The organism is Lysinibacillus sp. FJAT-14745 (assembly GCF_001275675.1).
Taxonomy (GTDB): Bacteria; Bacillota; Bacilli; order Bacillales_A; family Planococcaceae; genus Lysinibacillus.
Genome location: NZ_LITM01000009.1, coordinates 552,634 through 565,993, shown reverse-complemented (window position 1 = coordinate 565,993; position 13,360 = coordinate 552,634). Strand labels below are relative to the sequence as shown.

The 13,360-nt window shown below is 38.4% G+C and carries 9 protein-coding genes and 1 other annotated feature; of the genes, 7 read left to right on the top strand and 2 right to left on the bottom strand.

The window, feature by feature from the left end:
- Window positions 1–38: 38 nt before the first annotated feature.
- A complete protein-coding gene (locus AMS59_RS17805; RefSeq protein ID WP_053485065.1) occupies window positions 39–845 on the top strand; it encodes an alpha/beta hydrolase in 807 nt (268 codons plus the stop codon).
- Window positions 846–972: 127 nt separating this feature from the next.
- On the top strand, window positions 973–2,481 hold the full coding sequence (locus tag AMS59_RS17800; RefSeq protein WP_053485064.1) for a sodium:alanine symporter family protein: 1,509 nt from the start codon (window positions 973–975) through the stop codon (window positions 2,479–2,481).
- 158 nt (window positions 2,482–2,639) lie between these two features.
- Here the strand turns inward: AMS59_RS17800 and AMS59_RS17795 are convergent, their stop codons facing one another.
- Both AMS59_RS17795 and AMS59_RS17790 read right to left on the bottom strand, forming a co-directional pair.
- The gene (locus tag AMS59_RS17795) at window positions 2,640–3,242 is read right to left on the bottom strand and encodes a class I SAM-dependent methyltransferase (RefSeq protein WP_053485063.1); all 603 of its coding nucleotides are present in this window, start codon (window positions 3,240–3,242) and stop codon (window positions 2,640–2,642) included.
- On the bottom strand, window positions 3,239–4,195 hold the full coding sequence (locus tag AMS59_RS17790; RefSeq protein ID WP_053485062.1) for a TIGR01212 family radical SAM protein: 957 nt from the start codon (window positions 4,193–4,195) through the stop codon (window positions 3,239–3,241). The genes AMS59_RS17795 and AMS59_RS17790 overlap by 4 nt, the downstream gene beginning before the upstream one ends.
- Window positions 4,196–4,457: 262 nt before the next feature.
- Between AMS59_RS17790 and AMS59_RS17785 the strand changes: the two genes are divergently transcribed.
- The 5 genes from AMS59_RS17785 (at window position 4,458) to leuS (ending at window position 13,126) form a co-directional block, all read left to right on the top strand.
- Complete coding sequence (locus tag AMS59_RS17785; RefSeq protein WP_053485061.1) at window positions 4,458–5,636, top strand: MFS transporter; 1,179 nt, start codon at window positions 4,458–4,460, stop codon at window positions 5,634–5,636.
- 173 nt (window positions 5,637–5,809) lie between these two features.
- The gene (locus tag AMS59_RS17780) at window positions 5,810–6,157 is read left to right on the top strand and encodes a helix-turn-helix transcriptional regulator (protein ID WP_053485060.1); all 348 of its coding nucleotides are present in this window, start codon (window positions 5,810–5,812) and stop codon (window positions 6,155–6,157) included.
- Window positions 6,158–6,222: 65 nt separating this feature from the next.
- Entirely contained in the window at window positions 6,223–7,947 is a 1,725-nt protein-coding gene (locus AMS59_RS17775; protein ID WP_053485059.1) for a SulP family inorganic anion transporter, read from the top strand.
- 393 nt (window positions 7,948–8,340) lie between these two features.
- On the top strand, window positions 8,341–10,092 hold the full coding sequence (dhaK, locus tag AMS59_RS24460) for a dihydroxyacetone kinase subunit DhaK (RefSeq protein WP_082337562.1): 1,752 nt from the start codon (window positions 8,341–8,343) through the stop codon (window positions 10,090–10,092).
- A 315-nt stretch (window positions 10,093–10,407) separates the two neighbouring features.
- Window positions 10,408–10,619 (top strand) — a binding site (T-box leader).
- An 89-nt stretch (window positions 10,620–10,708) separates the two neighbouring features.
- Window positions 10,709–13,126, top strand: coding sequence for a leucine--tRNA ligase (gene leuS / locus AMS59_RS17765; protein ID WP_053485058.1), 2,418 nt, complete (start codon window positions 10,709–10,711; stop codon window positions 13,124–13,126).
- The last annotated feature ends 234 nt before the right edge of the window (window positions 13,127–13,360 follow it).

Genomic DNA, 13,360 nt, shown 5'->3' with positions numbered 1-13,360 from the left:
ATCATTGTGTAATTATTTTTTTAGGAGGACTTTGTGAAATGTGGAAATGGGAAGCTGATGGACAAGCAAAGGCTGTGGTTGCTATTCTTCATGGTGCATATGAAAATCACCGATGGTATGCATGGCTTATAGAAAAACTTAGAATGGAAGGCTTCCACATAGTCATGGGGGATTTACCTAACCATGGAGTAAATGTAGGATTTTCGCGTGTTCACGATGAAGATTTTAAAGAATACAACAAATATACAAGGCATTTAATGGAGAATGCTTTTTCGTATAATTTACCTGTCTTTTTAATAGGACATGGGCTTGGTGCGACACTATTACTACATACCATGCAAAAACGAAAATATGAATGCGCAGGGATTATCTTAACTTCACCTTGGCTTCATTTAAAGCTATTACCAGGTAAACTATCAAATGCTTTAACTAGTTTAAGTGCCCTGACTGCAAATGTGAAGCTGACCCATGAAATTTCTTTAGAATCATTAACGCGCAGTGTAGTAGGTAGAGATGAGATGAAGGATGAGGTTCCTTTTTCGTCAGTCGTTTCAGTGAAATGGTACCGCGAATTACAGCAAATGATGCGCAATTTAGTGTTATTGCCTAAGGCTGAATTCCCTAATATGCCTATGTTAGTTATGACAGCTGAAAAAGATAATATTACTGAAACTAAACAAACACGTAACTGGCTATATCAGATGGAATTTACAGAGTTTCAATTCAAAGAATGGGCAAACTGCTATCATAATCTATTTCATGAAGTAGAGCGTGACGAGATTTTTGTGTATATACGTGATTTTATTAATAATGCTCTTCGAAGAATTGGCTATATAATTGAATAGTGAATTACCTCTCCGATTAACTAGAAAAATTACTAACTTTCTGTTACTTGAATATAATATTGTAATTTTCTGAAAAGTGTAATACTATAATGACTTAAAGTATTATTTTTCACATTGGAGGGGTAAAATGGAAGCAATCGTTGGGAAAATTAATGAGATTTTATGGGGACCGTGGTTTATTTATGGCATTTTGCTAATTGGGCTCTTTTTTTCAATCATTACACGGTTCCTACAAGTAAGGCACATTAAAGATATGTTTGTTTTAATGTTTAAAGGCGAAAAGTCAGAAAAGGGGATTTCGTCTTTCCAAGCGATGTCTATCGCATTATCTGGTCGTGTAGGTACAGGTAATATTGCAGGTACAGCTACAGCAATCGGGATGGGGGGACCTGGTGCTGTTTTTTGGATGTGGGCAATCGCATTTATCGGTGCGGCAACTGCATACGTTGAGTCGACGTTAGCTCAAATTTATAAAGAAGAGAAAGATACAGAATATCGTGGCGGGCCAGCTTTTTACATAGAGAAAGGAATGGGGCAAAAGTGGTTTGCAGTAATTTTTGCTGTTGCCGCATTAGCTGCCATGTTAGTTTTGATGCCGGGTGTTCAGTCGAATGCAATTGCGACAGCGGTTGAAAACGCTTTCGATGTTAAGACTTGGATTACAGGACTTATTATTGTTGTATTATTAGGTACTATTATTATCGGTGGTGTTAAATGGATTGCCAATGCTGCACAGATCATTGTACCGTTTATGGCATTAGCATATATTCTGATGGCCATCATCATTATTGCAATGAATATTAAAGAAGTACCCGCTGTATTTTCATTAATTTTTTCTAGCGCATTTGGTGCGCATGAAATCTTTGGTGGTATTATTGGCTCCGCTATTGCATGGGGGGTTAAACGCGGTATTTATTCAAATGAGGCAGGTCAAGGGACAGGTGCGCATCCAGCAGCAGCAGCAGAAGTATCACACCCTGCTAAACAAGGTATCGTACAAGCAGCTTCCGTATATATTGATACTTTATTAATCTGTACAGCTACAGCATTTATGATTTTATTTACTGGTATGTATAATGTACACGATGAAAAAGCAGCAGATGGCGCTGATTCATATGTTTATGTTGGTGATTTCAATAAAGGCGGATTAACTGGAGAAGAACAAATCACATTTGCGAAAAGTATTAAAGAAGGCGCAGCATACACACAATATGCAGTCGATTCCTCACTACCAGGTTTTGGCGGACCATTCGTAGCAATTGCCTTATTCTTCTTTGCTTTTACGACAATTATGGCATACTACTATATTGCCGAAACAAACGTAGCTTATTTATTCTCAGGAGCTACAGAAAAAGTCGTCATTTGGCTGGCTAAATTTGCAATTTTAATTTCTGCATTTTACGGTACAATCCGCACTTCCGACCTTGCTTGGGCTATGGGGGATGTTGGATTGGGCTTAATGGTTTGGATTAACGTTATAGCAATTTTAATTATTATGAAGCCTGCTATAGTCGCATTAAAGGATTATGAGAAACAGAAAAAAGAAGGAAAAGATCCTGTTTTTGATCCTCGTAAACTAGGAATTAAAGGTGCAGATTTCTGGGTAGATTATAATGAAAAACGTAAAAATAAATAGATAATAACGAGAAAGCTATCTAGTAGATTAAAACATTCTATTAGATAGCTTTTTTGTTTTATAAAAAAGACTCATCGGACGCCCCCCAGGAAAGCGCCCAGTCGTAACGGAAATCAACTCCACGTTATGGTGGAAGAGCCTCAAAAAAAGCCCGAGATTTATCTTATTTCAGGCATAGAAGGATTAGCTAAAGGATAATCTTTCATTTTTTCTAAAGCAATCACAAAGGGTGGATCATTTTGTTGATTTAGAAACTCGTATTTTAATACATGTACATATTTTTGGGGAAGTTGACTGACATATTCTATCACAGCATCTCGTTCTTCCTTACCACCCTGATGACCGTGATAAATGACAAGGACAATAAGACCACCGATTTTGAGCAGCTTTAGCAAATCTTCAATTGCTTGTAACGTAGTATTTGGCTGTGTAATGATGTCGTGATTACTACCAGGCAAATAACCAAGATTAAAAATTGCAGCAGCTACTGGCTTGTGGACATAATTGGCTACTTCTTCATGCCCTCTATGTAAAACAAGTGCACGATGCTCTAAGCCATTATCTAAAAGGCGATGGAGAGTTGCATCAACAGCGCTCTTTTGAACATCAAAGGCGTACACTTGACCTTCATCGCCGACAAGCTCAGCTAGAAATAATGTGTCGTGGCCGTTTCCAGCTGTAGCATCCACTACAGTGTCGCCTTCTTTAACAGTATCTTTTATTAGCTGCTGGGCATATTGTAAAACACGTTGTAGCTTCATTTGGCATCCTCAGCTTTATAAAATTTCCCTTGCCAGCTTCCACGGCGCTCAAGCTCAGCGTCAATTCCATTTAACACTTCCCATTTATTTACACTCCACATTGGGCCAATCATTAAATCAATTGGTCCATCGCCTGTGATACGGTGAATAACCATATCTGGTGGTAGAATTTCAAGCTGATCTGCTACAAGTTTTGTATAAATGTCCTGATCTAAAAATTCTAACATGCCCTTTTCATATTGCTTCACCATTGGTGTACCTTTTAAAAGGTGCAGTAAATGAATTTTAATACCTTGTACATCAAGCTTTGCAACTTCTCGCGCAGTTTCCATCATCATGTCATAGTCTTCAAGAGGAAGGCCATTAATAATGTGTGAGCACACACGAATACCATGTTTTCGCAACTTTTCAACACCTTCCACATAGGTTGCATAATCGTGGGCGCGGTTGATAAGATTTGCTGTTTTTTCATGCACAGTTTGAAGTCCGAGCTCAATCCATAAATAGGTACGCTCGTTTAATTCAGCTAAATATTCAACTACATCATCTGGCAGACAGTCTGGGCGTGTTGCGATGGATAATCCAACAACACCTTCTTGGGCTAAGGCTGCTTCAAATTTTTCTTTTAATACTGGTAGTGGTGCATGTGTATTTGTATACGCTTGGAAGTAGGCCATGTATTTGCCGTCCTTCCATTTTTGATGCATTTTGTCACGAATTTCAGCAAATTGTACCTCGATAGGATCAACTTTATTGCCTGCAAAATCACCTGAACCGGCAGCACTACAAAATGTGCAACCTCCAAAGGCAACGGTACCATCACGATTTGGGCAGTCAAAGCCCGCGTCTAGTGCTACCTTAAAAACTTTATGACCAAATTGCTCACGTAAATAGCGATTCCATGTATAATATCTTTTTCCATCTGAAGGAAAAGGAAAGTTTGTTTCTGTCATTTATTTCACTCCTCTAACACTATATTTTATCACGTGCTAGTGCTTCCGTCATGGGGGAAGAATTTAATATTATGTTGCGAATGATGAGGGAAGCCAAGCGAAAAGTACATCGACCGGAGTAAATCATGAGGAGGAGCGAAAAAAAACTACAAAAAAAAATTTCTAAAGCCTATGTAAAAAGTGTAAATTTATTTTTCTTGTGCTTTTGTATTTTTCAACATAAACTAACTATTTAGAGTACCGAAATAACGGAGGACATTCTATGCCAAAAAGTGTTTGGTTTTTAATTATCGGAATGCTTGTGAATACGACGGGCAACTCATTTTTATGGCCATTAAACGCCATTTATATGCACGATTATTTAGGGAAGTCACTTGCGATGGCTGGCTTTGTGTTGATGTTGAATTCTGCTGCTGGCGTATTAGGAAATCTCTTAGGTGGTTATTTATTTGATAGAATAGGCGGCTATAAATCAACAATGTTAGGCATTCTTTTGACGATTGCCTCTTTAATTGCTTTAACGATTTGGCACGGCTGGCCACATTATGTGTGGATTTTAACGATTCTTGGCTTTAGTGGGGGTATTGTTTTCCCAGGGATGTTTGCTTTAGCTGGAACTGCGTGGCCTGAGGGTGGACGAAAGGCCTTTAACGCAATTTATTTAGCTCAAAATTTAGGAGTAGCAATTGGTCCTGCACTTGCCGGCGTTGTTGCTGATTACAAATTTGACTACGTCTTTAAGGTCAACTTAGCTATGTATATTTTGTTCTTTTTTATAGCGTTGTTTACTTTTAAACGATTAGAAGCGGGGAGCATTGCACCGAAGAATGTCTTGGGTGAAAGTAAGCGAATTATAAATAAAGCGCCGTTTTATGCATTATTAATTATAAGTTCTTCCTCTGTACTATGCTGGTTAGCTTATTCACAATGGAGTGCGACGATTTCTTCCTATACGCAAGATCTAGGATTAGGATTGAAACAGTACAGCTTACTTTGGACGATTAATGGTCTACTTATCGTTTTAGGGCAACCGCTAATTGCACCGCTAGTGAAACGTTGGGAACATAATTTGAAGCGTCAATTAGTATTTGGCGTGATCCTTATCGCAATATCCTTTGCAATCATTGCATTTGCAAGTGATTTTAAAATGTTTGGGGCAGCAATGGTTGTGCTGACTTTTGGTGAAATGTTTTATACGCCTGCTTTGCCTACCATCGCCAATCAGCTTGCACCAAAAGGGCGTCAGGGCTTTTATCAAGGGATTATTAATAGTGCGGCAACAACTGGTCGTATGATTGGTCCTCTATTTGGTGGTATTATGGTCGATCAGTTTGGCATGATTGTACTCGTATTAATTCTAGTAATTATAGTATTGTTTGCGATTATTCCATGTCTTATCTATGATTATCCTTTACGAAAGAATAAAACAGTGATAGATTAATAGGTTAAATTTAACAAAATTTTTCCGGAAACGAGCAAAAACTGTGTAGTAAACACGTTTTTCGCTCGTTTTTTAGTTTTTGATATTGAAAGTTAGCTTATAGTAGCGTACAATCAATCATACATATTCAAATATTTGAATATATGAAAATGAAGTTCCTTGGAGGGATTTATGTGGACGAGAGCTTGCAGCAGTTTAAGGCAGATTTTTTTAAAGCTTTAGCACATCCGTTACGAATCAGAATACTAGAATTATTAGTAGATGGTAAAAAAAACGTCAATGAAATTCAAAGCTGCTTAGAAAAAGAAGGCTCAGCTGTTTCTCAGCAATTAAGTGTATTACGAGGCAAAAATATTGTGCATGGGACGAAAGAGGGGAAAAAAGTTTACTATTCTTTAAGCGATCCGATGATTGGAGAATTACTTGGTGTTGCAAAAGATATTTTCAACAATCATTTGATAAATACAATTTCAAGATTAGAAGAAATGACTATTAATGAAAATAATGAAGAGGATATGTAAATTTTGTAGACTGAGTTCTTATGAAGCATTTACCTTGCTTATTATTTTGAAGGGAAGATTTATAGATGAAGTCGCTGTTTACAGGACGATATGAAGGATATTCTGTTCATCATTTGAAGAAAGATTTAATTTCGGGGATTATTGTCGGGATTGTGGCAATACCGCTGGCAATGTCCTTTGCCATTGCGTCAGGTGTTAAGCCTGAGTATGGAATATATACAGCTTTTATTGCTGGAATACTTATTTCTCTTTTTGGTGGTTCGAAGTATCAAATCGGAGGACCTACAGGTGCATTTGTGCCAATTTTGTTAGGGGTAGTCATATCGTACGGCTATGAAAACTTACTCGTTGCTGGATTAATGGCCGGGATTATTTTGTGTTTAATGGGTATTTTTAAACTTGGCTCATTAATAAAATTTATCCCTCGACCCGTGACGATAGGTTTTACAGCAGGAATTGCAGTTATTATTTTTACAGGCCAAATCGCCAATTTCTTAGGTTTGACTAATATTAAAAGACATGAGTATTTTATTGACAATGTAAAAGAAATCGTTATGCATATTGGTACAACAAACTTTTATAGTATTTTAACGGCAATCATTAGTCTAATCATTATTTTAATAACACCTAAAGTTTTACCCAAAGTTCCAGGGGCGTTAGCAGGCATTGTTGTTTCTACATTAGTTGCAACGTTCTTTTTTTCTGGACAAGTTGCCACAATAGCAACAGCCTATGGTCAAATTCCGAATACATTACCGAATTTCGCGATTCCAGATATCACATGGGAGCGAATTCAGCTACTTATTGGACCAGCCTTTGTGATTGCTATGCTAGGCGGAATTGAATCACTTCTATCTGCAGTAGTAGCAGATGGAATGACAAATACAAAACATAATAGTAATCGCGAACTTGTTGGTCAAGGAATTGCTAATATCGTCACTCCTTTCTTTGGAGGGATCCCTGCAACGGGGGCTATTGCTCGTACTGCGACAAATATTAAAACAGGTGCAGCATCACCAATATCAGGTATTATTCACGGTGTATTTGTATTAGTCACTTTATTATTATTAGCGCCCTTTGCTTCACATATTCCATTAGCAAGTATGGCCCCAGTTCTAATGGTCGTAGCTTGGAATATGAGTGAGCAAAAGCACTTTGCGCACATCGTTAAATTAAAATCAGGAGATTCCCTCGTTTTAATCATTACGTTTCTTCTTACCGTTTTTACAAGTTTAACATTAGCTGTAGAGGTGGGGCTTGTGTTAGCCGTTGTATTATTTGCGAAGCGTATGAGCGAAAAACTTGTAGTAACAAAGGTATTACCAGACCATTCGTTAAAGAGCGGAAAAGTGCAATCGCATGTTGTTCATCAGAAACGTGACTGTCCACAAATTAGTATTTATACAATTGAGGGTCCGCTTTTCTTTGGTGCAGCTCAAACTTTTGAGCAGGCAATTGTAGGTTCCATACATCAACAACAAAAAGTTTTGATATTACGCATGAGTAAAGTTCCTTTTATGGATTCAACTGGTGAGGCATATTTCGGTAATATCATTCGGAATTTTGAAGCACAGGGTGGCATCATTTTAGTTACAGGAGTGCAAGATGAATTGAAATTAGCACTACAAAACAATGGCTTATATGCTGAAATTGGTGAAGAGAATTTCTATCAGCATACAGGAGAAGCAATAAATAAAGCTTTAAGCTATTTAGATACAAATAAATGCATTGGATGTCAGCATTTTGCTTTTCGTGAGTGTCAGAAATTATCCCGCAGCAAGGGGCAGTAAATAGATTAACTGCCCCTAACTGCCCGATTGGTGAAGACTAATAAGCAGTGGGGATGGAGAAAATCCCCACTGCTTAAAGTTTCACTTTATCCCGCGGTAACGGGCGGTAAGTTATCTTGAAGATGAACGGCTCAAGAGGTTATTATAATCATCACCACAACTTTATTCGTTCTTATTTCTATTAGTGAAATGAGCGTCTTTAGACAAATCGTTTATTCTGTCGTAAAACGCTTACATTTTACTATAGATAATAGGAATACCCTTTCAAATGTAGCGTAATTCAGGATGGGATGATCATGGCAGAAATCTTCTTTATGAATTAATATATTTATGAAAGTGTAGATACGAATAGACTGCGAATAATATAACAGAACCTACAGGGGAGGAATAAAAATGAAAAAAATTATGAATCAACCTGAAACACTCGTTATGGAAATGTGCAATGGGATGGTTATGGCTCATCCGGAACTTGAGTTGTTAAAAAAATATAAAGTAATTAAGAAAAAAGAAATGAATGAAAATAAGGTAACTTTAATTAGCGGTGGCGGTAGTGGACATGAACCGGCACATGCGGGGTTAGTAGGAAAAGGAATGCTGGATGCTGCAGTATGCGGTGACGTCTTTGCTTCTCCTTCTCAAATACAGGTATATCAAGCAATTAAAGCAACAGCTAGTAAAAAAGGTACACTGCTCATTATTAAAAATTACAGCGGAGATATTATGAACTTTAAAAATGGTGCTTACCTAGCTACTGAGGATGGCATTCAAGTAGAGTATGTCCGCGTAGATGATGATATTGCAGTAGAAGATAGCCTTTATACTGTAGGACGCCGCGGCGTTGCAGGAGTTGTGTTAGTTCATAAAATCGCGGGTGCAGCTGTAGAAGAAGGTATGGATTTGCTGCAGGTCAAAGCAGTAGCGGAAAAAGCAGCGGCAAATGTTCGAACAATTGGTCTAGCGCTAACTTCCTGTACAGTTCCGGCTAGTGGCTCACCGACTTTCAAATTGGGTGAAGATGAGATGGAATATGGCGTCGGTATTCATGGAGAGCCAGGAAGAAAACGGGAAAAAATGATGACTGCAGATGAATTAGCCTTCCGCATGACAAATGATCTTATGAAAGATTTAGGGCTAGATGAAGATGCTGAAATTGCTGTTCTAGTAAATGGATTCGGCGGTACACCCCTTCAAGAACTTTATCTGTTTAACAATGCAGTAACTAGAGAGTTGAGTAAAAGAAATATACGAATTAATAGAACGTTTGTCGGCAATTACATGACAAGTATTGATATGGCTGGGATTTCTCTAACAGTAATGAAACTAGATGATGAGCTGAAAACATTACTATCGAAAGAATGTAATACACCTGCATTGAAAGTAGATGGACCAGTAGAGAGTGTAGAATATGTAGATATGAATGACCACGTAGAAGAGAAGCAAGTTTTCTTTGAGACGGAAACAGCAGAAGAACACGCTATCATCAAGCGTGAGGTAATCACATTAAATAATATGATTTATCTCGTAGATAAAATGAGCGAAATTATTATTAAGAATGAAGTGCCTTTCTGTGAATTGGATACCCATGCAGGCGATGGCGATTTCGGAATGAGCGTCGCTAAAGGATTTAAGCAATTAAAAAGTGGATGGAGTTCGATTCTAGATCAAGAACATTTAAATATTGGGACTTTCCTTGATGCGTGTTCTATGATCATTATGGAACATTGCGGAGGAGCTTCTGGTCCAATTTGGGGTGGGGCTTTCCGAGCGGCAGGTAAAGCTGTAGAAGGAAAAATGGAATTAACAGTCGGAGAGTTTGCTGAAATGTTGCAAGCTACGCTAAAAGGTATACAGTCTATCGGAGAGCGCTCTTTCGGAAGAGGGGCAGAGGTAGGCGATAAAACGCTTGTAGATGCGCTTGTTCCTTGTGTAAATACTTGGTCAGAAAGCGCTGCAACTGGTGCGGATTTTAAAACTGCTTTTGAAAAAGGAGCAGAGGCTGCTGTTAAAGGAGCAGAATATACAAAAGAAATCGTAGCTCGAATGGGCCGCGCCGGTACAGTAGGGGAAAGAAGCTTAGGCTATCCGGATGCTGGTGCTTATGCGCTAGGGGTTATCTTTACAGAGCTTTCTTGTAGTTTAAAATGATGGCATTTTGGTATTTGTAGACAAATAAACGGAAATCAACCACACGTTATGGTGATGGTCCTAAATTCCAATAAATAAGGAGATGAATTCCTGTCTCTGTTTTCGTATTGGGGTGTTCTCTTTGCACCTATCTTAATCCCACTAATTGTTTGGATTCTATGAAATTTATCTAAAGATCATGTTAAGCGAGCTCTATGGACACAACTTATTTCGGATATTGCTACCTTCATAGGGATTGAATTGTTCAATAATGGGTAGTCTGTAAACAAAGTCTTGTGCTTTTCAGTACTTTCCATTAGAATAAATGCAATACATGTAAAGACAGTGATGAGGAATAGTAAATTTGTGGTTCTTTTTAGAGAGCTAGCGGCTGGTGGGAGCTAGTAGGAAAGCAAATTGAACTCGCCTTCTGAGTCTGCCCGCGTGAAACAACGCGTGCCGTTCCTTCCGCGTTAAGGAAGCTTAAGTCGAGTGTGATCACTAATTTGGGTGGTACCGCGGGAGATAAAAATTTTCTCGTCCCTTTCTAATGAAGAAAGGGACGAGTTTTTTATTTTTTAAATATTTTGTCAATTCTTAAGATGAAAAGCATGACACGTTCAAAGGAGGAAAAATAATGAGTTTTAATCATCAACAAATTGAAAAAAAGTGGCAGCAATATTGGGCTGATAATAAAACTTTCAAAACTGAAAATGAAACAGAAAAACCAAAATTTTATGCGTTAGATATGTTCCCATACCCATCTGGTGCAGGCCTTCATGTAGGACATCCAGAGGGCTACACAGCGACAGACATCCTTTCACGCTTCAAGCGCATGCAAGGCTATAACGTCCTACATCCTATGGGTTGGGATGCATTCGGTTTACCAGCTGAACAATATGCACTTGATACAGGAAATGACCCGGCAGAATTTACAGCGAAAAATATTGCGACATTCAAGCGTCAAATCCAAGAGCTAGGCTTTAGCTATGATTGGGATCGTGAAATTAATACAACAGATCCAGAATATTATAAATGGACACAATGGATCTTTATCCAACTTTACAAAAAAGGTTTAGCCTATGTAGATGAAGTAGCTGTAAACTGGTGTCCAGCACTTGGTACAGTACTTGCAAACGAAGAAGTTATTGATGGAAAATCAGAGCGTGGTGGTCACCCTGTAGAACGTCGTCCGATGAAGCAATGGATGCTTAAAATTACTGCCTATGCTGATCGTTTAATCGATGACTTAGAGGAAGTTGATTGGCCAGAGTCTATTAAGGATATGCAACGTAACTGGATTGGTCGTTCGGAAGGTGCAGAAGTAACATTTAGTATAGATGGCACAAATGAATTCTTCACAGTGTTTACAACTCGTCCTGATACATTATTTGGTGCTACATACTGTGTTGTTGCACCTGAACATCAATTAGTGGAGCAAATTACAACTGCCGAACAACGTCAAGCTGTTGAAGCTTATTTAGATAAAGTAAAAATGAAGTCTGATTTAGAGCGTACAGATTTAGCGAAAGAAAAAACAGGTGTATTCACAGGTGCCTATGCAGTGAATCCGATTAACGGTAAAAAAATGCCGATTTGGATTGCAGACTACGTATTAGTATCATATGGTACAGGTGCAATCATGGCGGTTCCAGCACATGATGAGCGCGACTATGAATTTGCAACAGAATTTGGCTTAGAAATTATCCCTGTTCTTGAAGGTGGAGACATTAGTAAAGAAGCATTCACAGGAGATGGTAAGCACATTAACTCTGACTTCCTTGATGGCTTAAACAAAGAGGACGGTATTGCTAAAGCAATTGAATGGCTTGAGGAAAAAGGCGTAGGGGAGAAGAAAATCTCTTACCGTCTTCGCGATTGGTTATTCTCTCGTCAACGTTACTGGGGTGAGCCAATCCCTATGATTCATTGGGAAGATGGTACAACGACACCAGTGCCGGAATCAGAATTACCATTAATGCTACCAAAAACAGATAATATTCGTCCTTCAGGTACTGGTGAATCTCCACTAGCGAATATTTCTGAATGGGTAAATGTTGTTGACCCTGAAACAGGCAAAAAAGGTCGTCGCGAAACGAACACAATGCCACAGTGGGCAGGTTCAAGCTGGTACTTCATACGTTATATTGACCCAACAAATAAAGAAGCAATTGCGGACCCTGAGTTACTAAAACGTTGGTTACCAGTTGATATTTATATCGGTGGGGCAGAGCATGCAGTATTACACTTACTATACGCGCGCTTCTGGCACAAAGTATTATACGATTTAGGCGTTGTACACACGAAAGAGCCATTCCACAAATTATTTAACCAAGGGATGATTTTTGGTGAAGGTAATGAAAAAATGTCTAAATCAAAAGGCAATGTCGTTAACCCTGATGAAATCATTTCTTCACACGGTGCTGATACTTTACGTCTATATGAAATGTTTATGGGTCCCCTTGAAGCTTCTGTTGCATGGTCAACAAATGGCTTGGACGGGGCACGCCGCTTCTTAGATCGTATTTGGCGTTTATTTGTCAATGAAGAAGACGGTACAATCGCTGCGAAAATTCAAGCTTCAGAAGACAAAACGCTTGAAAAGTCATATCATCAAACTGTGAAAAAAGTGACAGAGGATTACGAAGGTATTCGCTTCAATACAGCTATTTCACAAATGATGGTATTCATCAATGATTGCTACAAAGCGGATGTTATCCCAACAGCATACGCTGAAGGCTTTGTGAAGATGCTAGCTCCAATGGTTCCACACGTTGCTGAAGAGTTATGGCAAATATTAGGTCATGGCGAAACACTTTCATATGCGCAATGGCCAACATATGATGAGTCTAAACTTGTTGATGATGAAGTGGAAATCGCTGTACAAGTGCTCGGCAAAGTACGTGCAAAAATCATCGTAGCGAAAGATGCTTCAAAAGAAGAAATCGAAAAAGTAGCACTTGCAGATGACAAAGTACAAGAGTATATGGCAGGCAAAGACTTAGTAAAAATAATTGTCATTCCAGGCAAGCTTGTTAATATCGTCGTTAAATAAATGAAGGAAACAACTTTTACATGCTACTATAAAAGCTAAGATTACATGTTACAGAACAGGTGAGTCTTAATAGAAGCACTTTTAATGGTTGGGTTATTTCATTAATATAAGATTAAAGGCAGAATCAAATTTTGATTCTGTCTTTTTTTACATTTTATCGAACGCCCCAGCCGGAACTGGAATTAACCACACGTTTTAGTGCTGAAACATATGTATCTGTTAATATTAGCCCTT

Bases quoted from the DNA above. Each gene is read 5' to 3' on its own strand.
- AMS59_RS17800 (WP_053485064.1), top strand. From the start codon at position 973: ATGGAAGCAATCGTTGGGAAAATTAATGAGATTTTATGGGGACCGTGG.
- AMS59_RS17805 (WP_053485065.1), top strand. From the start codon at position 39: ATGTGGAAATGGGAAGCTGATGGACAAGCAAAGGCTGTGGTTGCTATT.
- leuS (WP_053485058.1), top strand. From the start codon at position 10,709: ATGAGTTTTAATCATCAACAAATTGAAAAAAAGTGGCAGCAATATTGG.
- AMS59_RS17775 (WP_053485059.1), top strand. From the start codon at position 6,223: ATGAAGTCGCTGTTTACAGGACGATATGAAGGATATTCTGTTCATCAT.
- AMS59_RS17785 (WP_053485061.1), top strand. From the start codon at position 4,458: ATGCCAAAAAGTGTTTGGTTTTTAATTATCGGAATGCTTGTGAATACG.
- dhaK (WP_082337562.1), top strand. From the start codon at position 8,341: ATGAAAAAAATTATGAATCAACCTGAAACACTCGTTATGGAAATGTGC.
- AMS59_RS17790 (WP_053485062.1), bottom strand. From the start codon at position 4,195: ATGACAGAAACAAACTTTCCTTTTCCTTCAGATGGAAAAAGATATTAT.
- AMS59_RS17795 (WP_053485063.1), bottom strand. From the start codon at position 3,242: ATGAAGCTACAACGTGTTTTACAATATGCCCAGCAGCTAATAAAAGAT.